Origin of the sequence: Rhodobacter ferrooxidans (assembly GCF_000176015.1) — a bacterium.
Classification (GTDB): domain Bacteria; phylum Pseudomonadota; class Alphaproteobacteria; order Rhodobacterales; family Rhodobacteraceae; genus Pseudorhodobacter_B; species Pseudorhodobacter_B ferrooxidans.
The window spans coordinates 16,101-40,396 of the sequence record NZ_ACYY01000014.1 but is presented as its reverse complement, the minus strand read 5'-3'; the positions used below and the strand labels follow the sequence as shown (position 1 = coordinate 40,396).

Annotated in this window: 27 protein-coding genes; 17 read left to right on the top strand and 10 right to left on the bottom strand. The window is 66.2% G+C overall.

Translation table 11 applies throughout. The annotated features are described in order from the left end of the window. Positions 1-3: 3 nt before the first annotated feature. On the bottom strand, positions 4-474 hold the full coding sequence (gene greA, locus RSW2DRAFT_RS11120; RefSeq protein WP_040672076.1) for a transcription elongation factor GreA: 471 nt from the start codon (positions 472-474) through the stop codon (positions 4-6). A 254-nt stretch (positions 475-728) separates the two neighbouring features. Between greA and RSW2DRAFT_RS11115 the strand changes: the two genes are divergently transcribed. The 3 genes from RSW2DRAFT_RS11115 to RSW2DRAFT_RS11105 all read left to right on the top strand — a co-directional run bounded on the left by RSW2DRAFT_RS11115 (position 729) and on the right by RSW2DRAFT_RS11105 (position 5,084). Further along, positions 729-2,381, top strand: a complete 1,653-nt coding sequence (locus RSW2DRAFT_RS11115; RefSeq protein WP_008030984.1) for an electron transfer flavoprotein-ubiquinone oxidoreductase — start codon at positions 729-731, stop codon at positions 2,379-2,381. Between the two features lie 134 nt (positions 2,382-2,515). Next, entirely contained in the window at positions 2,516-4,255 is a 1,740-nt protein-coding gene (locus RSW2DRAFT_RS11110; protein WP_008030982.1) for a tetratricopeptide repeat protein, read from the top strand. Continuing rightward, on the top strand, positions 4,245-5,084 hold the full coding sequence (locus RSW2DRAFT_RS11105) for a 4-(cytidine 5'-diphospho)-2-C-methyl-D-erythritol kinase (protein ID WP_008030981.1): 840 nt from the start codon (positions 4,245-4,247) through the stop codon (positions 5,082-5,084). The genes RSW2DRAFT_RS11110 and RSW2DRAFT_RS11105 overlap by 11 nt, the downstream gene beginning before the upstream one ends. Here RSW2DRAFT_RS11105 and RSW2DRAFT_RS11100 read toward each other — a convergent pair. After that, on the bottom strand, positions 5,081-6,082 hold the full coding sequence (locus RSW2DRAFT_RS11100; RefSeq protein WP_008030979.1) for a polyprenyl synthetase family protein: 1,002 nt from the start codon (positions 6,080-6,082) through the stop codon (positions 5,081-5,083). The genes RSW2DRAFT_RS11105 and RSW2DRAFT_RS11100 overlap by 4 nt on opposite strands. Before the next feature lie 55 nt (positions 6,083-6,137). Here RSW2DRAFT_RS11100 and RSW2DRAFT_RS11095 point away from each other — a divergent pair, with 55 nt between their 5' ends. From RSW2DRAFT_RS11095 to RSW2DRAFT_RS17480, 3 genes are all read left to right on the top strand, one after another. Continuing rightward, a complete protein-coding gene (locus RSW2DRAFT_RS11095; protein ID WP_008030977.1) occupies positions 6,138-6,353 on the top strand; it encodes a putative signal transducing protein in 216 nt (71 codons plus the stop codon). Continuing rightward, a complete protein-coding gene (locus RSW2DRAFT_RS11090; RefSeq protein WP_008030974.1) occupies positions 6,354-7,112 on the top strand; it encodes a tRNA1(Val) (adenine(37)-N6)-methyltransferase in 759 nt (252 codons plus the stop codon). Between the two features lie 99 nt (positions 7,113-7,211). Beyond that, a complete protein-coding gene (locus RSW2DRAFT_RS17480; RefSeq protein WP_008030973.1) occupies positions 7,212-7,379 on the top strand; it encodes a YdcH family protein in 168 nt (55 codons plus the stop codon). A gap of 5 nt (positions 7,380-7,384) precedes the next feature. On the opposite strand, the gene yddG is transcribed toward RSW2DRAFT_RS17480, so the two are convergent. The 4 genes from yddG to RSW2DRAFT_RS11070 all read right to left on the bottom strand — a co-directional run bounded on the left by yddG (position 7,385) and on the right by RSW2DRAFT_RS11070 (position 11,367). Beyond that, positions 7,385-8,266: an aromatic amino acid exporter YddG gene (gene yddG, locus RSW2DRAFT_RS11085; RefSeq protein ID WP_008030972.1), complete on the bottom strand. Its 882-nt coding sequence runs from the start codon at positions 8,264-8,266 to the stop codon at positions 7,385-7,387. 109 nt (positions 8,267-8,375) lie between these two features. Next, positions 8,376-9,098: an acetoacetyl-CoA reductase gene (gene phbB / locus RSW2DRAFT_RS11080; protein WP_008030971.1), complete on the bottom strand. Its 723-nt coding sequence runs from the start codon at positions 9,096-9,098 to the stop codon at positions 8,376-8,378. 104 nt (positions 9,099-9,202) lie between these two features. Beyond that, on the bottom strand, positions 9,203-10,378 hold the full coding sequence (locus RSW2DRAFT_RS11075) for an acetyl-CoA C-acetyltransferase (RefSeq protein WP_008030970.1): 1,176 nt from the start codon (positions 10,376-10,378) through the stop codon (positions 9,203-9,205). Positions 10,379-10,521: 143 nt separating this feature from the next. Beyond that, positions 10,522-11,367 carry an EAL domain-containing protein gene (locus RSW2DRAFT_RS11070; protein ID WP_008030969.1) on the bottom strand — a complete coding sequence of 282 codons (846 nt, stop codon included), beginning with the start codon at positions 11,365-11,367 and terminating at the stop codon, positions 10,522-10,524. Between the two features lie 114 nt (positions 11,368-11,481). Here RSW2DRAFT_RS11070 and RSW2DRAFT_RS11065 point away from each other — a divergent pair, with 114 nt between their 5' ends. Both RSW2DRAFT_RS11065 and RSW2DRAFT_RS11060 read left to right on the top strand, forming a co-directional pair. Then, positions 11,482-12,060 carry a DNA-3-methyladenine glycosylase I gene (locus tag RSW2DRAFT_RS11065; protein ID WP_008030968.1) on the top strand — a complete coding sequence of 193 codons (579 nt, stop codon included), beginning with the start codon at positions 11,482-11,484 and terminating at the stop codon, positions 12,058-12,060. A 243-nt stretch (positions 12,061-12,303) separates the two neighbouring features. Then, entirely contained in the window at positions 12,304-12,834 is a 531-nt protein-coding gene (locus RSW2DRAFT_RS11060) for a DUF2087 domain-containing protein (protein ID WP_008030967.1), read from the top strand. Here RSW2DRAFT_RS11060 and RSW2DRAFT_RS11055 read toward each other — a convergent pair whose 3' ends face one another. After that, positions 12,835-13,389, bottom strand: a complete 555-nt coding sequence (locus tag RSW2DRAFT_RS11055; RefSeq protein ID WP_008030966.1) for a TlpA family protein disulfide reductase — start codon at positions 13,387-13,389, stop codon at positions 12,835-12,837. It lies immediately after the preceding gene. Between the two features lie 21 nt (positions 13,390-13,410). Between RSW2DRAFT_RS11055 and argH the strand changes: the two genes are divergently transcribed. The 5 genes from argH to RSW2DRAFT_RS11035 all read left to right on the top strand — a co-directional run bounded on the left by argH (position 13,411) and on the right by RSW2DRAFT_RS11035 (position 19,180). Continuing rightward, positions 13,411-14,820 carry an argininosuccinate lyase gene (argH, locus tag RSW2DRAFT_RS11050; protein ID WP_008030965.1) on the top strand — a complete coding sequence of 470 codons (1,410 nt, stop codon included), beginning with the start codon at positions 13,411-13,413 and terminating at the stop codon, positions 14,818-14,820. Then, complete coding sequence (locus RSW2DRAFT_RS18710; protein ID WP_008030964.1) at positions 14,820-14,945, top strand: hypothetical protein; 126 nt, start codon at positions 14,820-14,822, stop codon at positions 14,943-14,945. Before argH ends, RSW2DRAFT_RS18710 begins: the two co-directional genes overlap by 1 nt. 2 nt (positions 14,946-14,947) lie before the next feature. After that, positions 14,948-15,265, top strand: coding sequence for a DUF2834 domain-containing protein (locus RSW2DRAFT_RS11045; RefSeq protein WP_040672075.1), 318 nt, complete (start codon positions 14,948-14,950; stop codon positions 15,263-15,265). Between the two features lie 80 nt (positions 15,266-15,345). Next, on the top strand, positions 15,346-16,611 hold the full coding sequence (gene lysA / locus RSW2DRAFT_RS11040; RefSeq protein ID WP_008030962.1) for a diaminopimelate decarboxylase: 1,266 nt from the start codon (positions 15,346-15,348) through the stop codon (positions 16,609-16,611). A gap of 31 nt (positions 16,612-16,642) precedes the next feature. After that, positions 16,643-19,180, top strand: a complete 2,538-nt coding sequence (locus tag RSW2DRAFT_RS11035; protein WP_008030960.1) for a TIGR02302 family protein — start codon at positions 16,643-16,645, stop codon at positions 19,178-19,180. A gap of 18 nt (positions 19,181-19,198) precedes the next feature. Here RSW2DRAFT_RS11035 and RSW2DRAFT_RS11030 read toward each other — a convergent pair whose 3' ends face one another. After that, positions 19,199-20,125 (bottom strand): zinc-ribbon domain-containing protein, encoded by a 927-nt coding sequence (locus tag RSW2DRAFT_RS11030; protein ID WP_008030959.1) that lies wholly within the window; start codon positions 20,123-20,125, stop codon positions 19,199-19,201. A 172-nt stretch (positions 20,126-20,297) separates the two neighbouring features. Between RSW2DRAFT_RS11030 and RSW2DRAFT_RS11025 the strand changes: the two genes are divergently transcribed. From RSW2DRAFT_RS11025 to RSW2DRAFT_RS11010, 4 genes are read left to right on the top strand one after another with little or no spacing between them, the layout of a single operon-like run. Further along, on the top strand, positions 20,298-20,969 hold the full coding sequence (locus RSW2DRAFT_RS11025; RefSeq protein WP_008030956.1) for a cell division ATP-binding protein FtsE: 672 nt from the start codon (positions 20,298-20,300) through the stop codon (positions 20,967-20,969). After that, on the top strand, positions 20,966-21,865 hold the full coding sequence (locus RSW2DRAFT_RS11020; RefSeq protein WP_008030954.1) for a cell division protein FtsX: 900 nt from the start codon (positions 20,966-20,968) through the stop codon (positions 21,863-21,865). Before RSW2DRAFT_RS11025 ends, RSW2DRAFT_RS11020 begins: the two co-directional genes overlap by 4 nt. Continuing rightward, positions 21,865-22,593 carry a lysophospholipid acyltransferase family protein gene (locus RSW2DRAFT_RS11015; protein ID WP_008030952.1) on the top strand — a complete coding sequence of 243 codons (729 nt, stop codon included), beginning with the start codon at positions 21,865-21,867 and terminating at the stop codon, positions 22,591-22,593. Before RSW2DRAFT_RS11020 ends, RSW2DRAFT_RS11015 begins: the two co-directional genes overlap by 1 nt. A 2-nt stretch (positions 22,594-22,595) precedes the next feature. Then, positions 22,596-22,937: a TfoX/Sxy family protein gene (locus tag RSW2DRAFT_RS11010; RefSeq protein WP_008030950.1), complete on the top strand. Its 342-nt coding sequence runs from the start codon at positions 22,596-22,598 to the stop codon at positions 22,935-22,937. 61 nt (positions 22,938-22,998) lie between these two features. On the opposite strand, the gene sugE is transcribed toward RSW2DRAFT_RS11010, so the two are convergent. Next, complete coding sequence (sugE, locus tag RSW2DRAFT_RS11005; protein WP_008030947.1) at positions 22,999-23,316, bottom strand: quaternary ammonium compound efflux SMR transporter SugE; 318 nt, start codon at positions 23,314-23,316, stop codon at positions 22,999-23,001. After that, on the bottom strand, positions 23,316-24,275 hold the full coding sequence (locus tag RSW2DRAFT_RS11000; RefSeq protein WP_008030946.1) for an acetyl-CoA carboxylase carboxyltransferase subunit alpha: 960 nt from the start codon (positions 24,273-24,275) through the stop codon (positions 23,316-23,318). Before RSW2DRAFT_RS11000 ends, sugE begins: the two co-directional genes overlap by 1 nt. Between the last annotated feature and the right edge of the window lie 21 nt (positions 24,276-24,296).

The window sequence follows — 24,296 nt, the reverse complement described above, 5'->3', positions numbered from 1 at the left end:
TCATCAGACGAAGCGGATGCTCAGCACCTCGTAGCTGCGCTGACCGCCCGGTGTTTTCACATCGACACTGTCGCCTTCGGCCTTGCCGATCAGCGCCCGTGCCAGCGGCGAGCGGATGTTCAGGAAACCGCCCTCGATATTGGCCTCGGGTTCACCGACGATCTGGTAGGTGCGTTCCTCGTTGGTGTCCTCGTCCACCAGCGTCACCGTGGCGCCGAACTTGATGGCGCCCGACAGCTTGGCGGGGTCGATCACCTCGGCACGCGAGATGATGGCCTCCAGTTCCTTGATCCGGCCTTCGATGAAGCTCTGCTTTTCGCGGGCGGCGTGGTATTCGGCGTTTTCCGACAGATCGCCATGCGCCCGCGCCTCGGCAATCGCCCGGATCACCGCCGGACGTTCCACCGATTTCAGCAGCTTCAACTCGTCATCCAGGGCGACAAAGCCGCCACGGGTCATCGGAATTTTTTCCATCAGCCTCTGCACCAAATAACAAAGCCACGGCCATTGCCAGCCATGACCTTCCGTAGGGATCCATATCCGCACCTGAACCGACAGCGGCGCCAAATGCAAGAGCCACGCAACCGCACCGTGCGGAAAGCCGCAAAGGCTGGCGCAATGGCCGCCGCCGCAATGCCGCATTGCGGATGCGCAACCATGCGTTACGATTGCTCAGAGGACTGTGTTGCGATAACTCAGGGCGCGGGCGGAACAGGGGAAGAGAAGACATGACCGATGTGATCCGGGAATCCATGGATTTTGATGTCGTGATCGTCGGTGCGGGGCCATCGGGGCTTTCCGCCGCGATCCGGCTGAAACAGCTTGATCCCGATCTGTCGGTGGTGGTGCTGGAGAAGGGCTCCGAGGTGGGTGCCCATATCCTGTCCGGCGCGGTGCTGGACCCGGTCGGCCTTGATGCGCTGATGCCCGACTGGCGCAAGCGCGGTGCGCCGATCACGACCGCGGTCGCCAAGGACAACTTCTACATGCTGGGGCCGGCGGGGCAGCTTCGCATCCCCAACTGGCCGATGCCGCCGCTGATGAACAACCACGGCGCCTTTATCGTGTCGATGGGCAATGTCTGCCGCTGGATGGCCAGCCAGGCCGAGGCGATGGGGGTCGAGATTTTCCCCGGCATGGCGGCATCCGAGCTGATCTTTGGCGAGGCGGGCGAAGTGCTGGGCGTGGTGGCGGGCGAGTTCGGCAAGCTGGCCGACGGCACGCCGGGGCCGGCCTACGAGCCGGGGATGGAGTTGCGCGGCAAATACGTCATGCTGGCCGAAGGCGTGCGCGGCAGTCTGGCCAAACAGGTTATCGAAAAGTTCAAGCTGGCGCAGGGCAAGGGGCCGCAGAAATTCGGCCTCGGCATGAAGGAAATCTGGCAGATCGACCCGGCCAAGCACCGGCTGGGCACCGTGACACACACCATGGGCTGGCCCTTGGGCAAGAACGCCGGCGGCGGCTCGTTCATCTATCACGCCGAGGACAATCAGGTGTTCATCGGCTTTGTGGTGCATTTGAACTACAAGAACCCGCATGTCTCGCCCTATCAGGAGTTCCAGCGCTTCAAGCATCACCCGATGATTGCCGACCTGCTGGCGGGCGGCAAGCGGGTGGCCTATGGCGCGCGGGCGATCAGCGAGGGGGGCTTGCAGGCAATGCCGCGGCTGGCCTTCCCCGGTGGCGCGCTGCTGGGCTGTTCGGGGGGCATGGTCAACGTGCCGCGCATCAAGGGCAACCACAACGCCATGTTGTCGGGCAAGGCTGCCGCCGAGGCTGCCCATGCCGCCATCAAGGCCGGGCGCACCTCCGATGTGCTGGACGGCTATGACACCGCAGTGCGCAAGGGACCGATCGGCGACGACCTGTGGAAGGTGCGCAACGTCAAGCCGCTGTGGTCGAAATACGGCATGATGGTTTCGCTGGCGGCGGGCGGCCTCGACATGTGGACCAACAGCCTGTTCAAATTCTCGCTGTTCGGCACGCTGAAACATGGCGCCTCGGATGCCGAGAGCACCGGTCGCGCCTCGGCCTATGCGCCGATTGCCTATCCCAAGGCCGATGGCGTGCTGTCGTTCGACCGGCTGACCAATGTGGCGTTTTCCTTCACCAACCACGAGGAAAGCCAGCCCTGCCACCTGCAGCTGGCCGACCCTGCGGTGCCGATCACGGTCAACCTGCCGAACTTTGCCGAACCCGCGCAGCGCTACTGCCCGGCGGGGGTTTACGAGGTGGTGGCCGAGCCGGGCAAAGACCCGCGCTTCGTGATCAACTTCCAGAACTGCCTGCATTGCAAGACCTGCGACATCAAGGATCCCAGCCAGAACATCACCTGGACCACGCCGCAGGGTGGCGACGGGCCGAATTATCCCAACATGTGACCGCCCGATTGCGACGGGGACGGCGGATGACATTTGCGCGATGTGTCGCAGGCGGCGGCGCGAACTGGGGTGGGCTGCATTGCTTTGTGCGCGGCACGGCCCTAGGTTGACCGCCACCTGACCGGAGATCGCGCATGACCGCTTCGTTGCACCGCCCGTTTCTTGCCCTGGCTTTGGCCGGGATGCTGGCCGCCACTGCCGCCCCGGCGCAAGACGCTGCTGCCGAAGCCATGACCGAATCACCGATGGATTCAGGTGCCTATCTGGCGGCACGTGTGGCCGGTATGCAGGGCGACTATCGTGCCGCGGCCAGTTGGTTCACCCGCACGCTTTTGACAGACCCGACCAATCCCGGCCTGCTGGAAGGCGCCATCGTCGCCAATATCGGTCTGGGCGAGTTTGGCGCCGCCGTCACCATCGCGCGGCAGATGCAGAAGTCGGGCATCGTGAACGGCTCGGCCGATCTGGTTCTGCTGGCCGATCAGGCCAAAACCGGCGATTTTGCCGGAATCCTTGCAGCCGCCGCCGAGGGTCGCAATCTTGGGCCGCTGCTGGACGGGCTGGTGCTGGCCTGGGCCGAACTGGGCAATGGCCGGATGTCCGAGGCGCTGGCCGCCTTTGACACCGTGGCCAAGACCGAGGGCATGCAGGCGTTCGGGCTTTATCACAAGGCGTTGGCGCTGGCCTCGGTCGGGGATTTCGAAGGCGCCGACGATATCCTTTCGGGGCGCGCCTCTGGCACCCTGCAGGCCACCCGGCGCAGTCTGGTGGCCTTTGCCGAAGTTCTGAGCCAGCTGGAGCGCAACGCCGACGCCATCGAATTGCTGACCAAGGCCTTCGAGGCCGGTCAAGACCCGGCAATCGACGCCATGGTGGCACGGCTGACCGCGGGCGAAACCCTGCCGTTCGATGTGGCGCGCAACGCCACCGACGGCATTGCCGAAGTGTTCTTTTCGGTGGCCGCCGCCATGCAGGGTCAGGCCGACCCGGCCTTTGTGTTGCTGCACACCCGCGTTGCCGGTGAGTTGCGCCCCGATCATACCGAGGCGTTGCTGCTGACCGCCGGGTTGCTGGAGGAACAGGGACAGCACGATCTGGCCACCGAAACCTTCGCGCAGGTACCAGCCACCGACCCCGCTTTCTATGTGGCCGAGATGGGCCGCGCCGCCGCCCTGTATTCCGCCGACAAGAAAGACGCCGCCATCGAGGTGTTGCAAGCCCTCAGCCGCAGCAACGCCCAGATCATCGCCGTGCAATCGACGCTGGGTGACATGCTGCGCCGCGAGGACCGGTTCGAGGAGGCAGGCAAGGCCTATGACGCCGCCATCGCGCTGATCACCAAGCCCGAGGCGCAGCACTGGGTGCTGTATTACGCCCGCGGCATCTGCCACGAGCGGCAGAAACGCTGGGAACTGGCCGAACCCGACCTGCGCCGCGCGCTGGAGCTTTCGCCGGAGCAGCCGCTGGTGATGAACTACCTGGGCTATTCCTTCGTCGAGATGAACCAGAACCTTGACGAGGCGTTGACGCTGATCGAACGCGCGGCAAGCCTGCAACCCGACAGCGGCGCCATCACCGACAGTCTGGCCTGGGCGCTGTTCCGGCTGGGCCGCTATGATCAGGCGCTGGAACCGATGGAGAAGGCCTCGCTGCTGGAGCCGGTCGATCCGGTGGTCACCGACCATCTGGGCGACGTTTACTGGGCGGTCGGGCGCAAGCTGGAGGCGCGGTTCCAGTGGCGGCGGGCGCTGTCGTTCGATCCGGTGGAAAAGGATGCGGTCCGTATCCGCCAGAAGCTGGAACAGGGGCTGGACGCAGTGCTGGCCGCCGAAGGGGCGGCACCGTTGCCGACGCAAACCGCCGATGGCAACTGAGTTCGCGGCCGCCAAGATCAACCTGACGCTGCATGTCACCGGCCAGCGGGCCGATGGCTATCACCTGCTGGACAGTCTGGTAGTGTTCGCTGATGTCGGTGACCGGATCAGCGTGGCGGCGGGCGATGCGCTGTCGCTGCGGATCACCGGGCCAATGGCCGGGGCCTTGCCGGTCAGCGACGACAATCTGGTGCTGCGCGCCGCGCGGGCGTTTGGTGCCGCGCAAGGCGTTGAAATCACGCTGGAAAAGCATCTGCCTGTGGCCTCGGGCATCGGTGGCGGTTCTGCCGATGCGGCGGCGACCTTGCGGGCGCTGGCGGCGCTGTGGCACCTGCCGTTGCCCGATGCCGCAGCGGTGCTGAAGCTGGGCGCCGATGTGCCGGTCTGCCTGACAGGCCGGGCGGTGCGGATGGAAGGGGTGGGCGAGGCGATCACGCCCCTGGCGCATCGCTTGCCCGCGGGCTGGCTGGTGCTGGCCAACCCGAATGTCGGCGTGGCCACCCCGGCGGTGTTCCGCGCCCTGACCCGGCGCGACCATCCGGCGATGCCGCGCGAGTTGCCAAAGCTGGCCGATGCGGCCGAACTCGCCGCTTTCCTGCAGATGATGCGCAACGATCTGGAAGCCCCTGCGATCCAGTTGGCGCCGGTGATTGCCACAGTGAAGGCCGGGCTGTCGGCGCAGCCGGGTTGCCTGATCGCGCGGATGTCGGGATCGGGGGCCACCTGTTTCGGCCTGTTCGCCGACCCGCTTGCCGCCAGCGCCGCCGCCCGTGCGCTGCAAGCCGCGCAGCCGGGTTGGTGGGTCGCCGCGGCCGAGATGCGCGGCTAGCGGATACGCTCCACCACGAAATCGGCCAGGTCTTCCAGCATGGTGCGCAACGGATGCGCGGGCAGCACGGCCAACGCATCGCGTGCGGTGGCCGCCCAATGCAGCGCATCGACCCTTGCCGCCTGCAACGCGCCGTGGCGGGCCAGCAGAGCCTGCGCCTGCTCCAGATCGCCCTCGGCCTGATGGCCCTTCTCGATCACCCGCACCCAGAAGGCGCGCTCCTCGGCATCGGCTTTCGCCACCGCCTTGATCACCGGCAGCGTCAGCTTGCGCTCGCGGAAATCGTCACCGACATCCTTGCCGATGGTCGCCGCCACGCCGCCGTAATCCAACAGGTCATCGACGATCTGGAACGCCACGCCCAAGGCATCGCCATAGGTGAAAAGCGCCTTCACCTGATCGGCAGGTGCCCCGGCAATCACCCCGCCCACCTCGGTCGCCGCCGAAAACAGCGCCGCGGTCTTGCCGCGCACCACTTGCAGATAGATCGCCTCGGTGGTCGCCAGATCCTGCGCCGCGGTCAGTTGCAAAACCTCGCCCTCTGCGATCGAGGCGGAGGCATTGGCCAGAATGTCCAGCACCCGCAGGTTGCCCGGCTCGACCATCAACTGAAAGCTGCGGGCAAACAGATAGTCGCCCACCAGCACCGAAGATTTGTTGTCCCACAATAGGTTGGCGGTCGGCCGCCCACGACGGCGCGATGATTCGTCCACCACATCGTCATGCAGCAACGTGGCGGTGTGAATGAATTCCACCGTCGCCGCCAGATGTACATGGAAAGGGCCGCCATAGCCGCACAGCCGCGCCGCCGCCAGCGTCAGCAAGGGCCGCAACCGCTTGCCGCCAGCCTCGACCAGATGGGCGGTCACCTGCGGGATGCGCGGCGCGTGTTCCGAGGCCATGCGTTCCCGGATCAGCACGTTCACCGCCAGCATGTCTGCCGCCAGAAAGGCAGCCAGACGGTCATGCGGCTGTTGCGAAACCTCGTCCAAACCCATCACTTCCCCGTCACTGCCCTCGACAGACCGCCGGCCAGCCGATTATCTCGTTGCCATGAAAGAACTTCTGCGCAGCGCTGACCCCACGATCATCGCCTTTGCCTCGGCCCTGCTTCAGGGCGAGGATATAGCGGTGTTTGTGCTGGACGTCCACATGAGCATCCTGGACGGCAGCCTTGGCATATTGCCGCGCAGATTGATGGTGGCCGACCCTGATCTGTGGCGGGCGCGGATCGTGCTGGCCGACAACGATATCGCGACGGGGCTGTAGGTGTTTGCCGAAACCGACCTCAGCGATGATGCCTTTCTGGGGGGTCGTCTGCATCTGTTGCAACCGCGGCGGGGCTATCGCGCGGCCTCGGACCCGGTGCTGCTGGCGGCTTGTGTGGGGGCCAGTGCGGGGCAGTCGGTGCTGGATCTGGGCTGCGGCGCGGGCACGGCGGTGTTGTGCCTTGGCGCCCGGGTGCCGGGGTTGGCGCTGGCCGGGCTGGAATTGCAGGCCGATTATGCCGATCTGGCCCGCCGTAACGCCGCCCGCAACGGGTTGGCGCTGGAGGTGGTGGAGGGCGATCTGGCGCAGATGCCCGGCGTGTTGCTGCGCGATTTCGACCATGTGATCGCCAATCCGCCGTATTACCCGACCACCGGCAGCGCCTCGCCCGACGCCGGCCGCGACATGGCGCTGCGCACATCGCAACCGCTGGCGCTGTGGATCGAGTCCGCCACCCGCAGGCTGGCCCCCGGCGGCTGGCTGACGCTGATCCTGGGCACCGACCGGCTGCCCGAGGCGCTGGCGGCGATGGATGCGCGTCTGGGATCGGTCGCCGTGCTGCCGCTTGCCCCGCGCGAAGGCCGCCCGGCGCTGCGGGTGATTGTGCAAGCCCGCAAGGGAGGGCGCGCCGCCTTCCGGTTGCTGCCGCCGTTCATCATGCACGCAGGGGTGGCGCATGACATCGACCGCGACAGCCACAGCCCACAGGCCCGCGCCGTGCTGCGCGATGGTGCCGACCTTTGCGACCTCTGGCGCTGATTTCACCATCGGAGGCGTCATTTTATGCGACGGTCTCGTGACAAGGTTCGGGATATGTGATGGAATGACGGGGAACGGACCAATCTCAGGAGGATGAACATGACCGTCGCCGCACATCTGGCTGAACTTCGGCGCAAGCATGAGGCCCTCTCGGAACAGGTAGAGAAAATCCAGCGCAGCCCGGGTTCGGACGATCTTGAAATCGCCGAACTCAAGAAGCAAAAGCTGAAGATCAAGGAAGAGATCGAACGGCTGGCGCAGGTCTAAGCTGTTCAGTTTGCATCAGGATTGCGCGATGCTGCACTGGCGCGAGCCGCCAGTGCAGCGCCTGCGGTAATCATGACCGCGGCGATGGCGATGCTGCGCGACGCCTGCGCGTTGCCCGAAAGCACCAACGCCAGCGTTGACAGCAGCGGCGCAGCATAAGACGCCACCCCAAGCATCTGGATGTCGCCGCGCTTCATGCCGATGTCCCAAGTGAAGAACGCGATGCCGACCGGGCCAACGCCCAACGCCAGAACCGAACCCCAGCCCAGGGCCCCCACTGGCCAAACGGTGGTTTCCAGCGCCAGATGGGCGACCAAAGACAGCGCTGCGGTGGCCAGACAGAACACCGCCACCGCCTCGGTCGGCACGGCGCCCAGCCGACGTGAGGCCACCGAATAAACCGCCCAGGTGATGGCGCACAAGAACGCCAACCCCAGCCCCGCCGCCGCACCTGCCGGAAACGCAGCGCCGCCGCGCAGCACGATCAGCGCCACCCCGGCGAAGGCCAGCAGCGCACCAAGGATGTGCTGTGCCGTCAACCGCTCGCCCGGCAGCAGGCCCGACAGCAGCACGATGAACAAGGGCCAAAGATAGGAAACCAGACCGGCCTCGGCGGCGGGCGCCATCCGCAAGGCACTGAAATACAGGAAGTGATAACCGAACAGACCGGCGGTGCCGAAGGCATAGACCTTCCACGACACGCCGCGCAGCACGCCGATGCCTGCGCCGGACAGCATCCAGAGCAGGCCGATACTGCCGCCGATGCCGAAACACAGCGCGTTCAAAAGGAACGGCGGCACCGGGGCCGAGCCGACGGTGAACAGCGCCAGGAGCGACCACAGCAGGATCGCGGAAAAACCGATGAGCGTGGCACGGGCGCGGGTCATGGCGGCAAGCCATGGCCCGAAACGCGCCGCTCTTCAAGCCTTGGCGGCTTTCATCGCTGATCCACCGATGCGCGCCCGCAAGGAAGCAAAGAGGGCGCGCGCCGCTTTGTCAGACCACGAACTGCCCGCCGTTGGCCGAAATCGTCGAGCCGGTGATGAAGCCCGCGTCATCCGAGGCCAGGAACACCACGCAGCGCGCGATTTCCGTCGCCTCGCCCAGACGCCCGACCGGGATCTGCGCGATGATCGATTCGCGCACCTTTTCCGGCACCGCCATCACCATCTCGGTGCCGATATAGCCCGGGCAAATGGCATTCACGGTGATGCCAGCGCGGGCACCTTCCTGCGCCAAGGCCTTGGTGAAGCCCAGATCGCCCGCCTTGGCCGCCGAATAGTTGGCCTGCCCGGCCTGCCCCTTCTGGCCGTTGATCGAAGAAATATTGATCACCCGGCCGAACTTGCGGTCGCGCATGCCGGTCCACAGCGGATGGGTCATGTTGAACAAGCCGTTCAGGTTGGTGTCCATCACCTCTTGCCACTGCTGGCGGGTCATGCGGTGGAACATCGCATCGCGGGTGATACCGGCGTTGTTGACCAGCACCGACACCGGCCCCAGATCGGCCTCGACCTGGGCAATCCCGGCGGCGCAGGCGTCATAATCGGCCACCGACCATTTGTAGGTCTTGATCCCGGTCTCGGCGGTGAACTTGGCCGCGGCCTCGTCGTTGCCGGCATAGTTGGCGGCCACGGTATAGCCCGCCTCCTTCAGCGCGACCGAGATCGCCGCCCCGATTCCACGCGACCCGCCGGTGACCAAAGCAATTTTCGACATGATTCCTCCCTAAGGCAATACTGTTGAAATGCTGTTACCCAAAATGAAACCGGGGCGCAACATTGTTGCGTCCCGGTTTTTGCATTTGCAGAAATAATCGCGGATTACGGCCGCTCGAGGCAGAGCGCCACACCCATGCCGCCGCCGATGCACAGCGTCGCAAGACCCTTCTTGGCGTCGCGGCGACCCATTTCGTGCAGCAGCGTGTTCAGGATGCGGCAGCCCGAAGCGCCGATCGGGTGGCCGATGGCAATCGCGCCGCCGTTGACGTTAACGATATCCGGGTTCCAGCCCATGTCCTTGTTCACGGCGCAGGCCTGGGCGGCAAACGCCTCGTTGGCCTCGACCAGATCCAGATCGGCAACGCTCCAGCCGGCCTTGGCAAGCGCCTTGCGGCTGGCCGGAATCGGCCCCGAGCCCATCAGCGCCGGGTCCACCCCCGCCGTCGCCCACGACGCAATCCGCGCCAGCGGCGTCAGCCCGCGCCGCAGCGCCTCGGCTTCCGACATCAACAGCACCATCGCCGCACCATCGTTCAGCCCCGAGGCGTTGCCCGCGGTCACCGTGCCATCCTTGGCGAAGGCCGGGCGCAGCTTGGCCATCGCATCCAGCGTGGCGCCGTGGCGGATGTATTCATCCTGATCCACCGTCACATCGCCCTTGCGGGTCTTGATCACGAACGGCACGATTTCGGCGGCGAACTTGCCGGCGTTCTGTGCCGCTTCGGCCTTGTTCTGGCTGGCCACGGCGAAAGCATCCTGCTGTTCGCGGGTGATCTGCCACTTGGAGGCGACGTTTTCCGCCGTAACCCCCATGTGATAGCCGTTGAACGCATCCCACAGCCCGTCGCGGATCATGCTGTCGATGAAGTTCAGATCGCCCATCTTCTGGCCGGCGCGCAGATGCGCCACATGGGTGGACAGCGACATGCTTTCCTGACCGCCTGCAACCACCACATCGGCGTCGCCCAGCATGATGTGCTGCGCGCCCAAGGCCACCGTCCGCAGGCCCGAGCCGCAGACCTGGTTGATGGTCCAGGCCGAGGATTCGATCGGCAGACCGGCGCGGATATGCGCCTGACGCGCCGGGTTCTGGCCCTGACCCGCGGTCAGCACCTGGCCCAGAATGGTTTCGGACACTTCGGCCTTGTCCACCCCGGCCCGCTCCAGCACCGCCGAGATCACCGCAGCGCCAAGTTCGTGCGCAGGCGTGGCGGCAAACGCGCCGTTGAAACTGCCGACGGCGGTGCGCCCCGCCGAAACGATCACGACATTGGTCATTTGTGGTCCTCTCCCTTGGTCGAAGCTGCGCGAAGGCCGCCTTCGCCGCTTTGCAGCATGGCTAAGCATCCTTGGCCGCAAACGCAAGGATTTTGCACGCAATCGCGCCGCTGGAACGGCAATTTGCGCGAGGCTCCGCCGGCTTAGCCGGTGCGCTGTCCATCCTTGGCGTCGATGGCAAAACCCGGGCTGGCGGTGGGCGCTCCGAAAAGATAGCCCTGCAGGCAATCAATCCCGACAGACCGCAGGTATTCGGCATCCTCGACCGTTTCCACCGATTCAGCCACGGTGAACATGTCGAACTGCCGCGCAATCTGCGCCAGCGCCGCTGTCAGCACCTGATTGTCGCGGTCGCGGTGGATTCCACGAATGAACTGGCCATCTATCTTGATGATATCAAAGAAAAAGTCCTTCAGATGACGAAAGGCAGTGAAGCCCGCGCCAAAATCGTCCAGGGCAAAGGCGATGCCCTCGCGCTGCAGGTCGTCCATGAAGGCCATCACCAGTTCCGGCACCAGCATGGCCGAGCTTTCGGTGATCTCCAGGATCAGCCGCTCGCCGATGGTGGGCGACAGTTGCAGCCCGCGTTTCAGCGTTTTCATCCACCGCGGATAGCCGATGGAGCGCGCCGACATGTTGATGGCCAGCCGGATATCGGTCTGCCGTGCCAAGGTCGAAAGCCCCATTTCCAGCGCGGCACAGTCGATCAGACGGCCCAGTTCCTGCGTTTCGATCGCCCCCATGAAGTCGCGTGCCGGAATCACCCGGCCGGTCACGTCAAGCACCCGGATGAAGCCTTCGTAGAACGCCACCTTGTCGGGGTCGGCGGCCAATACCACCGGCTGGAATGCCAGCCGCAGCCGCCTGGTTTCCAGCGCCGCCTGCACCATGGCAAGGGTTTCGGCGTCGTTCTGCGAAATGACGTAAGCCAGCGGGTTGGCGTCGCCCGCCGCCACCGCCAGCCGCTGCTTGCGCTCTGGTGCTTTCATCGCCGACCCTTCCCGGATGCCCCTGAAACCATCGACATATTGCCGCCGCAGAGGTAAATTCCGGGTGAAATTCGGCATTTTCCATCAATTGTCCGCACAAAGAAGGCCGCCGCGATGCAAGACGCCAAAACCCGCTGCCCCTGGTGCGGCACCGACCCGCTGTATGTGGCCTATCACGATCGTGAATGGGGCGTGCCGGAACACGACAGCCGGGCGCTGTGGGAAAAGCTGATCCTCGACGGTTTTCAGGCGGGGCTTGCCTGGATCACCATCCTGCGCAAGCGCGAGGCCTTTCGCGCCGCCTTTGACGGCTTTCACCCCGAAACCATCGCCCGCTGGGGTGATGCGGAAGTCACGCGCTTGCTGGCCGACCCCGGCATCGTGCGTCACCGCGGCAAGATCGAGGCCGCCATCGCCTCGGCCCGCGCCTATCTGGCGGTGCAGGAACGGATGCCCTTCGCTGATTACCTCTGGCGCCACCTCGATGGCCAACCGTTGCAGAACAACTTCGCCACCCTCGGCGAAATCCCGACGGAAACCGAGCTTTCCCGCCGCATCTCGCGCGATCTGAAATCCGATGGCTTCAAGTTCTGCGGCCCCACCATCACCTATGCCTTCCTGCAAGCCACCGGTCTGGTCAACGACCACCTGACCAGTTGCCACCGCCACAAGGCCCTCTCCCCGCCCCCCTGATTTCTTCTCTGCACAAATATCCTCGGGTGGTTGGGGGCAGACAGCCCCCCGCTCTGCCCCCAACCACCCCTTGCAGTCCCCCGCCAATCGCGGCACTCTGCCCGCAGGGTCAGCAGTTCACCCAGGCGTCACCGGTCCGCAAGGACAGCTAAACCTGCCACGGACGCGCATACCTCTTTCCCATCGCGTGCCTGTTCGCAAGCCGGTGACCAGCGACCCCGCCCGGCACGCCATGAGGACAAGATGACCCGGACCCTGCATCCCTTTCAGGTCGATGACCTGTCGGCCCTGACCCGATCACTGCACCAGCAACTGCAGCACGCCGAAACCCTGCCCGGCCACCTTGGGCTGATGAACATGCTGGCGCGCGGCGCGGGCTTTCGCAATCTTCAGCACCTGCAAGCCTCGGCCCGGGCGGGCGACCGGCTGGCCACCCCTGCGCCCGCATCTGCCGACATGACCCGCGTGGCGCAGGTGCTGCGGTATTTCGACGGCCAGGGCCGCCTGCAAAGCTGGCCTGCCCGCACCTCGCAGCAGCAACTGGCGCTGTGGGCACTGTGGGCCCGCCTGCCGCCGCGCGAAAGCATGACCGAGCGCCAGATCAGCGCCCGCCTGAACGATCTGCATTGCTTCGGAGATGCCGCCATCCTGCGCCGCACCCTGTGGCAGATGAAACTGATCAGCCGCACCGAGGATTGCCGCGACTACCGCCGGATCGAGCAACGCCCGACGCCCGAGGCTGCGGCGCTGATCCGCCACCTGAACAGCGGCTGATCAGCCCCCGGTCAGCGCCGTCAACACGGCCCTTGCATTGTCGCTGTCCCAGTCGGCCTCGCCCAGCATCCGGCCGACCTCGCGGCCTTCGGGGTCAAGGATCACCGTCACCGGCAAGCCCATCACCGCCATGGCCCGCCCCAGTTCCGACTTGGGGTCGCGCAGTGCGGTCAGATGCGTCACACCGACCTCTGCCAGGAATTTCTGAATGGCAGGCAGCGGGTTGCGCCCCGTCGCCACCGTCACCACCTGCAACCGCTCGTTGCCCATCGCCGCCTGCAACCGCTCCAGCCCCGGCATTTCGGCGCGGCATGGCGGGCACCAGGTGGCCCAGAAGTTCAGCACCACCCATTTGCCGCGAAACTCGGCCAGCGTCCGCGGCGCATCGTCCAGCCCCAGCAGCCCGACCGCGGGCAGCGGCTTGGCCTCGGGGCTGAACACCAGCTTGCGCATGTCGCCCTCGCGCAGCGCATCGGCCAGGGCGATATCCGCCGCCACGGGATTTGCACCAAACAGCAAGGCCGTATAGAGAACAGCAAATCCGAACCGCACCATCATTCCTCCAAAGGCCAGCGCATGACCCGTTCCGTTTCCCAAACCGCCCCCCAGACGGCCAATGCCATGTGGGGCGGCCGCTTTGCCGCCGGGCCGGACGCGATCATGCAGGCGATCAACGCCTCGATCGGTTTCGACCGCAGGCTGGCCGCGCAAGACATCGCAGGCTCGCGCGCCCATGCCGCCATGCTGGCCGCCACCGGTATCCTTTCCAATACGGATGCCGAGGCCATCGGGGAAGGCCTGCTCACGGTGTTGTCAGAAATCGAGACCGGAAGTTTCACCTTCCGCACCGATCTGGAAGACATTCACATGAATGTGGAAAACCGGCTGAAGGAAATCATCGGCGAACCGGCGGGGCGACTGCACACGGCGCGGTCGCGCAATGATCAGGTGGCGGTGGATTTCCGGCTGTGGGTGCGTGATCAGTGCGATGCGGCGATTGCGGGGATCGAGGCGCTGATGCGCGCGTTTCTGGCGCAGGCCGAGGCGGGTGCCGATTGGGTGATGCCCGGCTTCACCCATCTGCAAACCGCGCAACCCGTCACCTGGGGCCATCACATGCTGGCCTATGTGGAAATGCTGGCCCGCGACGCCTCGCGCTTTGCCGATGCCCGCGCCCGGATGAACGAATGTCCGCTGGGGGCGGCGGCGCTGGCGGGCACCTCGTTCCCCATCGACCGCGCGATGACCGCTGCGGCGCTGGGCTTTGCCCGCCCCACCGCCAACAGCCTCGATTCGGTCAGTGACCGCGATTTCGCGCTGGAGTTCCTGTCGGCCTCCAGCATCTGCGCCATGCACCTGTCGCGCTTTGCCGAAGAGCTGGTGATCTGGTCCTCGGCGCAGTTCCGCTTCGTGCGGCTGTCGGACCGCTGGACCACCGGCTCGTCGATCATGCCGCAGAAAAAGAACCCCGATGCCGCCGAGTTGCTGCGCGCCAAGCTGGGCCGCATCCTTGGCGCCACTGTGGCGCTGTTCACCGTGATGAAGGGCCTGCCGCTGACCTATTCCAAGGACATGCAAGAGGACAAGGAACAGGTGTTCGACGCCGCCGACACGCTGATGCTGGGGCTGGCCGCGATGACCGGCATGGTGGGCGACATGACGGCGCTGCGCGAAAACCTCGCCGCCGCCGCCGCCTCGGGCTTTTCCACCGCCACCGATCTTGCCGACTGGCTGGTGCGCGCGCTTGGCCTGCCGTTCCGCGAGGCGCATCATGTGACCGGAACGCTGGTGGCGCTGGCGGAACAGCAAGGCGTCGATCTGCCCGACCTGACGCTGGATCAGATGCAATCGGTCCACCCCGGCATCCGCGCAGAGGTTTTCGCCGTGCTCGGGGTGGAAAATTCGGTGCGCAGCCGCACCTCCTATGGCGGCACCGCCCCCGATCAGGTGCGCGCCCAGATCACCCGCTGGAAGGAGAGACTCTGATGCCCAAAATCCTGCTGATATCCGCCCTGCTGCTGGCCGCCTGCGGCGTTGACGGTGCGCCCGAACCCGCCCCGGCCCCCGGCCTGAGCGTCACCGGCGAAGCGACATTCGGGCTGGAGTTGTGATGATCTCGCCGCTGCGGCTGCTTTACCTCGCCCTTGCCACCTGGGGCGCCATCCACCCGATGTATTACTTCCTGCGCTACATGCGGGAAAACGACGGCGGCTTCGGTGCGATGATCGACGCGTGGTATGTCAACGCCTCCACCACCGGTCTGACCTGGGATCTGACGATTGCCGCCATCAGCCTGACCGTCTGGATCGTCGCCGAAACCACGGTGCGCAAGAACTGGCTGGCGCTGATCGCCATCCCGGCCACCTTTGGCATCGGCGTCTCTTGCGGCCTGCCGCTCTATCTGTTCCTGCGCAGTCGCCCCGTCACCTGATCCACCTTTCATCTGTTCTCAAATATCCCGGGGGTCCGGGGGCTGGCCCCCGGCTCCTCCCCCGCAACGAAAGCCCGGCCATGGACCATTTCCTTTACCGCAACGGCAGCCTGCACGCCGAAGACGTGGCCCTGACCGAGATCGCGGCCAGCGTCGGCACGCCGTTCTATTGCTATTCCGCCGCCACCCTGACCCGGCACTACGCCCTGTTCACCGAGGCGCTGAACCCCCTGCCGCACCTGGTATGCTTTGCCATCAAGTCGCTGTCCAACCTTGCCGTGCTGAAACTGCTGGGCGATCTGGGCGCCGGGATGGATGTGGTCTCGGGCGGTGAATACCGGCGGGCGCGGGCTGCGGGGGTGCCGGGCGACCGCATCGTGTTTTCCGGCGTTGGCAAGACCCGCGACGAGATGCGTCTGGCCCTTCAGGGCGGCATCCGCCAGTTCAACGTCGAATCCGAGCCCGAACTGCGGGCGCTGTCGCAGGTGGCGACCGAGCTTGGCCTGACCGCCCCGATCGCCCTGCGCGTCAACCCCGATGTCGATGCCCGCACGCATGAGAAAATCGCCACCGGCAAGAAGGAAAACAAGTTCGGCATCCCGATCAGCCGCGCGCCGCAGGTCTATGCCGAAGCTGCCCGCCTGCCCGGTCTGCAGGTGGTCGGCATCGACGTGCATATCGGCAGCCAACTCACCGAGCTTGAACCCTTCGAGCAGGCGTTCCAGAAGATCGCAGACCTGACACAAACCCTGCGCGCCCAAGGCCATGACATCCGCCGTCTTGATCTGGGTGGCGGCCTTGGCATCCCCTACACCCGCTCCAACGAGGCCCCGCCCTTGCCGCTGGACTATGGCGCGATGATCCAGCGCACGCTGGGCCATCTGGGCTGCGAGATCGAGATCGAGCCGGGACGGCTGATTTCCGGCAACGCAGGCGTGCTGGTGGCCGGGGTGATCTATGTCAAGCAGGGCGAGGACCGCGATTTCCTGATCCTTGATGCGGCGATGAACGACCTGGCCCGCCCGTCGATGTATGGCGCGCATCACGATATCCTGCCGGTGACCGAAGCCCCGCCCGGCACCGAGATGCAGCCCTATGACGTGGTCGGCCCGGTCTGCGAAACCGGCGACAGCTTCGCCAAGGGCCGCGCCCTGCCCCCCTTGGCCGAGGGCGACCTGGTGGCCTTCCGCTCGGCCGGGGCTTACGGTGCGGTGATGGCGTCGGAATACAACTCGCGGCCGCTGATCCCCGAGGTGCTGGTGCAGGGCGATCACTATGCCGTCATCCGCGCGCGTCCGACGTTTGACGAAATCCTGAACCGCGATACCATCCCGGAATGGCTGTGATCCCGCAGCGCCCCGCAGCCTGGCGGAGGGTATGACCGAATACGACGCCCAAATGGCGCTGGCGCGCCTGACGGTCCCGCTGCGGCTGACGCTGGCGGGGCTTTGGGCCGAGCGGCTGGTGCGGGCGTTCTGGCCCTTGTGGACGCTGCTGATTGCCGTGCTGGCCGCCCTGGCTTTCGGGGTGCAGGACCACCTGCCGCTGACGGCGGTCTGGGGCGGGCTGGGCATGGCGGCGGTGGCCGGGTTTGCAGCACTTTTCAAGGGCTTTGGCGCTTTCAAACGGCCGCTGCGGGCCGAGGCTTTGGCCCGGCTGGATGCCACCCTGCCGGGCCAGCCGATTGCGGCGCTGACCGATGTGCAGGCGATTGGCTCGCATGATCCGGCCTCGATTGCGGTCTGGCAGGCGCATCGGGCGCGGATGGCGGCGCGGGCGGCGCAGGCGCAGCCGGTCAGCCCCGACCTGCGGCTGTCCAGCCGTGACCCCTTTGCGCTGCGCTATGTGGCGCTGACCGCACTGGTGATGGCGCTGGCGTTCGGCTCGTTGTGGCGGGTGGCCTCGGTCACCGGGCTTTCCCCCGCCGGTGACGCCGCCGCCATGGCCGCCGGACCAAGCTGGGAGGCCTGGGCCAAGCCGCCCGCCCATACCGGCAAGCCCGCCCTTTACCTCAACGACATCACCGCCGAGGCGCTGGCCCTGCCGCAGGGCAGCTGGGTGCAGGTTCGGCTTTACGGCGAGGCGGGGGCGCTGTCGCTGCTGGAAACCGTCTCGGGCAACTCTGCTGTGACCAAACCCGCCGACCCTGCCGCACCGCTGGATTTCACCGTGCAGCAAAGCGGTTCCATCGCCATCGACGGCGCAGGTGGCCGCGCCTGGGTGATCACCGCCCTGCCCGATACCGCCCCCACCATCCGCACCTCGGGCGAGATCAGCCGCGAGGCGGACGGCAGCATGAACCTGCCGTTTTCCGCCAGCGATGATTACGGCATCGCCAGCGGTCAGGCCACCATCACCCTGAACCTCGCCGCCATCGACCGCATCTATGGCCTGACCGTCGACCCCGAACCGCGGCCGCCGGTCATTCTGGACCTGCCGCTGCCGATCTCGGGCGACCGGGCGACGTTTGACGAAAACCTGATCGACGACCTGTCGGAACATGCCTTTGCCAACCTGCCGGTGATGATCACCCTGCAGGTCACCGACGCCATGGGCCAGACCGGCCAGACCCCGCCGGTCTCGCTGATCCTGCCCGGCAAGCGGTTCTTCGACCCCCTCGCCGCTGCGATCATCGAGATGCGGCGCGATCTTCTGTGGGCGCGCAGCAATGCCCCGCGCGCGTCGCAAATCCTGAAAGCCGTCACCCATCAGCCCGAAGACCTGATCCGCAACGACCGCGCCTATCTGCTGTTGCGGGTGGCGATGCGGCGGCTGGAGGCCGAGGCGGACCGCCTGACGCCGCAGGTGCGCGACGAGTTGGCCGAGGCGTTGTGGAAAGTGGCTCTGCTGGTGGAAGAGGGCGATCTGGCCTCGGCGCAACAACGGTTGCAGCGGGCGCAGGACCGGCTGGACGAGGCCATCCGCAACGGCGCCGATCAGGCCGAAATCGACCAGCTCATGCAGGAAATGCGCGAGGCGCTGGCCGACTATATGAACCAGCTGGCCGAGGAGGCGCTGCGCAACCCCGACAGCCAGATGTCGGAAAACCAGAACAGCATGGAAATGACCGGCGACCAGTTGCAGCAGTTGCTGGACGAGTTGCAGAAGGCCATCGAGGAAGGCCGCACCGCCGATGCCGCCCGGATGATGGAAATGCTGCGGCAGTTGATGGAAAACATGCAGGTGACGCAGGGGCCGGGCGGTCAGGGTGGCCCCGGCCAGCAGGCGATGCGCGATCTGCAAGACACCCTGCGCGGCCAGCAGGACCTGTCGGACGACGCCTTCCGCGACCTGCAGGACAAGGTCAATCCGCCGCAGCCCGGCCAAGGCCAGCCCGGCCAACAGCCCGGTGAAGGCCAGCAGGGCCAGGATGGCGAGGGGCAGGATGGTGTGGGGCAAGGCGAAACCGGCGACCCGCGCAGCCTTGCCGAACGCCAGCGCGATCTGCGCAACCGGCTGGACGGGCTGAACGGCAACCGCCTGCCCGGCCCCGGCACCGATCCGGGCGAGGCCGGGCGGCAGGCGCTGGACGAGGCCGGACGGGCGATGAACGACGCCGAAAAGGCGCTGCGCGACGGCGATCTTTCAGGCGCGCTGGACCGGCAGGCCGACGCCATGGAAGCCATGCGCGAGGGGATGCGGCAGTTGGGCGAAGCGCAGGCCGAAGCGCAACGCCAGCAGAACGGCGACCAGCGTCAGGCCACCAACCGCGCCGATCCAGGTGGCGCGCTGGACCCGCTGGGCCGCGAGCAGGGCAATGCAGCGCGTCTGGGGTCGGACCGCAACCTGTTGCAGGGGCAGGATGTTTACCGGCGGGCGCAGAACCTGCTGGAAGAGATCAGGCGCCGCTCGGGCGATCTGGCGCGGCCAAGCGGCGAGCGCGACTACCTGCGCCGCCTGCTGGACATGTTCTGAAAGTCGCAAAGCGTCGGTTCAGCCGCCAGCTTTTTCGTCGCCAGCCTTTTGATCGCCGGTGATGGCACCGGTGGCCTGCTGCATCAACCCGTCCAGAAACAGACGCCCCTTGTCCACCGCCGCCACATAGGCGCTCAGCGCCGCAGCACTGCCGGGGATCTGGGCCGAGATTTTCGGCGCGGCCACATAGGCCAGCGTTGCCAGCACCGCCAGAATCATCATCAGCACGAAACCGCTGCGGAAACCGCTACGCCCGATGCTGCGTCCGGTCTGCGGTTCAAAGCCGCCGTCGCCATCCTGCCGCCGGTCGGAACTGGCGCGCAGGGTGGAATTGATTTCCTCGATATCAGGCAGCAACTCGCGCCGCATCGCCGGTTTGGCCGGTTCGGCGGCAACACCCTTCATCTGGGCAATGCGCCGGGCCACCGGGCTGTCGGCCACTTCGGGCTCGGCAGGTTGCAGGCCCAGATCAGGCTGGGTTTCCAGAGGTTGCACCACTTCGGTGCGGCGGGCGGCGGCCTCGCGCTCGGCCTCTTCGCGCAGCACCGCCATCAGGCTTTCGTCGATCGAGCGGCGCTGCAACGGGGCCGGGCTTTCGAAATGCGGTTCTGACTCGGGTTCCGGTTCCGGTTCTGGGGCTGCCGCGCGTGGCGGTTCAGGTTCGGCGGCCACCGGCGACGTGGCGATTTCGGCGGCAACGGTTGCGGTTGCGGCGGCGGCGGTTGCTTCGGCGGCTGCGGTTGCGGCGGTTTCGATGCCAGCGGGCGCATCGACTTCCGGTGCAGCGAACAGATCCTCCTCTGCCGCCTGAGCCGCCTCGACCTCGGGCGATACCTGAAACCAGGCATGGCCGCAGCTTGAACACTGCACGTCGCGGCCCTGTTCGGGGATCGCGTCATCGCTGACTTCGTATTGCGCATCGCAATTCGGGCAAACCAGCCGCATTCGTTCTGTCCCTGCCTGCACCTGCCACACCACTGTCGCTGTTGTAGCAACGATACTTCTGATATCCAAGCCTTAGGTTAACGCGAAACGGCGCAGGGCGATTGAAACCGGCGCGCCACTGGGCAATGGTGCAGGTCAGCCGCCCGCGCCCTCGCCCGCATGGAGACGCCTTGTGATTTCCTTCGACAATGCCGCCTACAGCTATGGCGGTGCCGAGCTTCTGACCGAGATCACCCTGCGGCTGGTGCCCGGGTCGTTTCATTTCCTGACCGGGCCTTCGGGGGCCGGAAAATCGACGTTTCTGAAGCTGTGTTATGCCGAACTTCTGCCCACCGCAGGCCGGGTAACGCTGTTCGACCGCGAAGTGCGCAGCCTGGGCCGGGATGACGTGGCGCGGATGCGCCGGCGTATCGGCGTGGTGCATCAGGATTGCCAGTTCATCGACCATCTGCCGCTGGCCGCCAACGTGACGCTGCCGCTGACGGTTTCCGGGCGCGACGGCGATCCGCAGGATCTTTCCGATCTGCTGGGCTGGGTGGGGCTTGGCGCGCTGGCCGATGCGCTGCCGCCACAGCTTTCGGGCGGCGAGCGGCAACGTGCCGCAGTCGCCCGCGCGGTGATCATGGGGCCGGATGTGGTGCTGGCCGACGAACCGACCGGCAACCTGGATTGGGAAATGTCGTTGCGGTTGCTGACGCTGCTGGTCGAGCTGAACAAGATGGGCAAGACCATTCTGGTGGCGACGCATGACCTGAACCTGATCCGCACCGCCAAGGCGCAGGTGGCGGCACGGGTGCTGCGCATCAAGAACCGCCGCATCCAGCTTGCGGGGGCCGACCTGTGATCCGCGCCGCCCTTGCCCGCATCGCCCGCCGTGACCGCGCCGCCGACCGCGTGGTGCCGACCTCTGGCCCCACCGCCTGGCTGACCAGCTTTACCGCAGGCGCAATGACCTTCCTTGCAGTGTTCGCGCTGGCGCTTTCGCTGGCCTCGGGGCGGCTGGCCGACCGGTGGTCCGAGGCGCTGGCCCGCACCGCCACTATCCGCATTTCCGCCCCCACCGACCAGATCGCGCCGCAGACTCAGGCCGTGCTGGACCTTCTGGCCACCACGCCGGGCATCGCCAGCGCCCGCGCCATGACCGACGACGAACAGCGCGCCTTGCTGGAGCCGTGGTTCGGCCCCGACCTGCCGCTGGACGCGCTGCCGATCCCGCGGCTGATCGAGATCACCGAGGCCGACCCCGGCTTTGACGCCGAAGGCCTGCGCCAGCGGCTGTCGGCCGAGGCGCCCGGCGCGGTGCTGGACGATCACACCCGCTGGCGTCAGCCGCTGGTGGTGGCCGCCGGGCGGTTGCGGCTGCTGGCAGGGGTTTCCATCGTGCTGATCCTGGGCACCATGGCCGCGATGATCACCCTGGCCGCCAACGCCTCGCTGGCCGCCAATGCGCAGGTGATCCGGGTGCTGCGGCTGGTGGGGGCGCGCGACAGCTACATCGCCCGCGCTTTCGTGCGCCGCTTTACCCTGCGCGCCCTTGCCGGCGCTGCCGTGGGGGCGCTGGCGGGGATGATCGGCATCGCCTTCCTGCCCGCCGCCGATGCCGCCGGCGGCTTTCTGACCGGGCTTGGCTTTCAGGGCGCGGGCTGGCTGCTGCCGCTGGCGCTGCCGCTGCTGGCAGCAACGATCGCCTTTGTCGCCACCCGCATTGCCGCATTCCGCAAACTGAAAGAGCTGACCTGATGAGACATGCCCTGCAATGGCTGCTGTCACTGCTGTTCGTGATCCAGATGTATGTGGCCATCATCGTGCTGATGGTGGGCTATGTGCCGCTGGCGCTGTTCACCCGCACCGCCTCGCTGCGCTGGATGCAGCTTTATGGCCGCTGGGTGCGGTTTACCGCCGAACATATGGTGGGTCTGCGCACCGAAATACGCGGCCCGATCCCGACCGGGGCAGTGCTGGTGGCCTCGAAACACCAGTCGTTCCTGGATTCGGTGGTGCTGGTCAGCACCTTGCCGGCACCGCGCTTCATCATGAAGAAGGAATTGACCTGGGTGCCGGTGGCGGGCTGGCACGCGCTGCGGGCGGGCTTTGTGCCGGTGGACCGTGGCAAGCGCGGCTCGGCGATCAAGCAGATGCTGGCCGATGTGGAAAAGGGCGCGCTGCGTCCGGGGCAGATCATCATCTATCCGCAAGGCACCCGGGTCGCCGCCGGGGCGCAGATGCCCTACAAGTCCGGCTCGGCGGCGCTTTATGCGCAACTGAAACAGCCCTGTATTCCGGTGGCCACCAATGTTGGCGTGTTCTGGCCCCGGCACGGTATCTATCGCAAGCCCGGCGTGGCGGTGATCGAGTTTCTGCCCGCCATCCCCGCCGGCATGCGCGGGGCGGCCTTCATGCAAGTGCTGGAGGAAACCATCGAAACCGCCTCCAACCGGCTGATGCGCGAAGCGGGGTTCAACGTCTGAGCATGGCCACCGATGCCGATACCGCCAGATATATCCTTGAACAGATGCAGGGGGCGGGGAATGTCGCCATCCGGCCAATGTTTGGCGAATACGCGGTCTATTGCGATGGCAAGGTGGTGGGGCTGATCTGCGACAACCAGTTGACGCTGAAACCGACGCCCGGCCTGCGCGCGCTGCTGCCCGATGCGGTGCTGGGCGAACCCTATCCCGGCGTCAAGCCGCAGATCGTCATCGACGAAGCTTTGGACGATCCGGCGTTGCTGGCCCGGCTGGTGACGCAAGTGGCCGCCGACCTGCCGCCGCCAAAACCGAAAAAACCGAAGCCGGGCGCTCATCGGCCCTGACAGGCCTCTTCGCTGCAATGCCCGCGCGGAGCGCTGCGCCAGCAAGCGACAAGCAAGCGCCTCAGGCCAGCTTCAGTGCCACGATCCCCGCCAGAATCAGCCCGATCCCGGCCAGCCGCAGCACCGTCACCGGCTCGCCGAACAGGAACACCGCCAGGATTGCGGTGCCCAAAGTGCCGATGCCGGTCCAAACTGCATAAGCCGTGCCCACGGGCAGGGTTTTCATCGCCTGCGCCAACAGCAGGACGCTGATCACCATCGCCACCAGCGTCAGCACCGAGGGCCATAAACGGCTGAAGCCATCGGTGTATTTCAACCCGATGGCCCAGACCATTTCGAAGATTCCGGCAAGAATCAGAACAACCCAAGGGTTGCTCATCAGGCCGCCAGACCGCGCGCGCCCATATCGAGGAACTTCTTGCGCCGCTCGGCGATCAGCGCCGCCGGTTCCTTGCCCGACAACTCGCCCAGCATGGTCTCGATCGCCTTGCCCACCGCCTCGATCGCCTCGCGCTTGCCGCGTTGCGCGCCGCCGGTCGGTTCCTTGATGATGCGGTCCACCACGCCCAGCTTTTGCAGATCCTGCGCCGTCAGCCGCAACGCCTCGGCGGCTTCGCGCATCTTTTCGGCGTCTTTCCACAGGATGCTGGCGCAGCCTTCCGGCGAGATCACCGAATAGACCGAATGTTCCAGCATCGCCACGCGGTTGGCGGTGGCAAAGGCCACGGCGCCGCCCGAACCACCCTCGCCGATGATCACCGAGATCAGCGGCACGCCGATCTCAAGGCATTTCTGGGTGCTGCGGGCAATGGCTTCGGCCTGACCGCGCTCTTCGGCGCCTTTGCCGGGGAAGGCGCCGGGGGTATCGACCAGCGTGATCACCGGCAGGTTGAACCGCGCCGCCATGTCCATCAGCCGGATCGCCTTGCGATAGCCCTCGGGCCGCGCCATGCCGAAATTCCGCTCGATCCGGGTCTTGGTGTCATTGCCCTTCTCGTGGCCGATCACCATCACCGGCACATCGCCAAAGCGGGCCAGCCCACCCATCACCGCATGGTCATCGGCAAAGTTGCGATCCCCTGCCAGCGGCGTGAACTCGACGAACAGGCCTTCGATATAGTCCTTGCAGTGCGGGCGGTCGGGGTGGCGGGCCACCTGGCATTTGCGCCAGGCCGAAAGGTCCTTGTAGATGTCGCGCAGCATGGTCTCGGCCTTGCGGTCAAGGGCGGCGGCTTCGCGTTCCACGTCCATCCCGCGGTTGCCCCGCGCCAGCGCGCGCAGCTCTTCGGCCTTGCCTTCGATTTCGGCCAGGGTCTTTTCAAACTCGAGATAGTTCATGGCGCGCGCTCCAGGTAACCG

Bases quoted from the DNA above. Each gene is read 5' to 3' on its own strand.
- greA (WP_040672076.1), bottom strand. From the start codon at position 474: ATGGAAAAAATTCCGATGACCCGTGGCGGCTTTGTCGCCCTGGATGAC.
- RSW2DRAFT_RS11115 (WP_008030984.1), top strand. From the start codon at position 729: ATGACCGATGTGATCCGGGAATCCATGGATTTTGATGTCGTGATCGTC.
- RSW2DRAFT_RS11110 (WP_008030982.1), top strand. From the start codon at position 2,516: ATGACCGCTTCGTTGCACCGCCCGTTTCTTGCCCTGGCTTTGGCCGGG.
- RSW2DRAFT_RS11105 (WP_008030981.1), top strand. From the start codon at position 4,245: ATGGCAACTGAGTTCGCGGCCGCCAAGATCAACCTGACGCTGCATGTC.
- RSW2DRAFT_RS11100 (WP_008030979.1), bottom strand. From the start codon at position 6,082: ATGGGTTTGGACGAGGTTTCGCAACAGCCGCATGACCGTCTGGCTGCC.
- RSW2DRAFT_RS11095 (WP_008030977.1), top strand. From the start codon at position 6,138: ATGAAAGAACTTCTGCGCAGCGCTGACCCCACGATCATCGCCTTTGCC.
- RSW2DRAFT_RS17480 (WP_008030973.1), top strand. From the start codon at position 7,212: ATGACCGTCGCCGCACATCTGGCTGAACTTCGGCGCAAGCATGAGGCC.
- yddG (WP_008030972.1), bottom strand. From the start codon at position 8,266: ATGACCCGCGCCCGTGCCACGCTCATCGGTTTTTCCGCGATCCTGCTG.
- phbB (WP_008030971.1), bottom strand. From the start codon at position 9,098: ATGTCGAAAATTGCTTTGGTCACCGGCGGGTCGCGTGGAATCGGGGCG.
- RSW2DRAFT_RS11075 (WP_008030970.1), bottom strand. From the start codon at position 10,378: ATGACCAATGTCGTGATCGTTTCGGCGGGGCGCACCGCCGTCGGCAGT.
- RSW2DRAFT_RS11070 (WP_008030969.1), bottom strand. From the start codon at position 11,367: ATGAAAGCACCAGAGCGCAAGCAGCGGCTGGCGGTGGCGGCGGGCGAC.
- RSW2DRAFT_RS11065 (WP_008030968.1), top strand. From the start codon at position 11,482: ATGCAAGACGCCAAAACCCGCTGCCCCTGGTGCGGCACCGACCCGCTG.
- RSW2DRAFT_RS11060 (WP_008030967.1), top strand. From the start codon at position 12,304: ATGACCCGGACCCTGCATCCCTTTCAGGTCGATGACCTGTCGGCCCTG.
- RSW2DRAFT_RS11055 (WP_008030966.1), bottom strand. From the start codon at position 13,389: ATGGTGCGGTTCGGATTTGCTGTTCTCTATACGGCCTTGCTGTTTGGT.
- argH (WP_008030965.1), top strand. From the start codon at position 13,411: ATGACCCGTTCCGTTTCCCAAACCGCCCCCCAGACGGCCAATGCCATG.
- RSW2DRAFT_RS18710 (WP_008030964.1), top strand. From the start codon at position 14,820: ATGCCCAAAATCCTGCTGATATCCGCCCTGCTGCTGGCCGCCTGCGGC.
- lysA (WP_008030962.1), top strand. From the start codon at position 15,346: ATGGACCATTTCCTTTACCGCAACGGCAGCCTGCACGCCGAAGACGTG.
- RSW2DRAFT_RS11035 (WP_008030960.1), top strand. From the start codon at position 16,643: ATGACCGAATACGACGCCCAAATGGCGCTGGCGCGCCTGACGGTCCCG.
- RSW2DRAFT_RS11030 (WP_008030959.1), bottom strand. From the start codon at position 20,125: ATGCGGCTGGTTTGCCCGAATTGCGATGCGCAATACGAAGTCAGCGAT.
- RSW2DRAFT_RS11015 (WP_008030952.1), top strand. From the start codon at position 21,865: ATGAGACATGCCCTGCAATGGCTGCTGTCACTGCTGTTCGTGATCCAG.
- RSW2DRAFT_RS11010 (WP_008030950.1), top strand. From the start codon at position 22,596: ATGGCCACCGATGCCGATACCGCCAGATATATCCTTGAACAGATGCAG.
- sugE (WP_008030947.1), bottom strand. From the start codon at position 23,316: ATGAGCAACCCTTGGGTTGTTCTGATTCTTGCCGGAATCTTCGAAATG.
- RSW2DRAFT_RS11000 (WP_008030946.1), bottom strand. From the start codon at position 24,275: ATGAACTATCTCGAGTTTGAAAAGACCCTGGCCGAAATCGAAGGCAAG.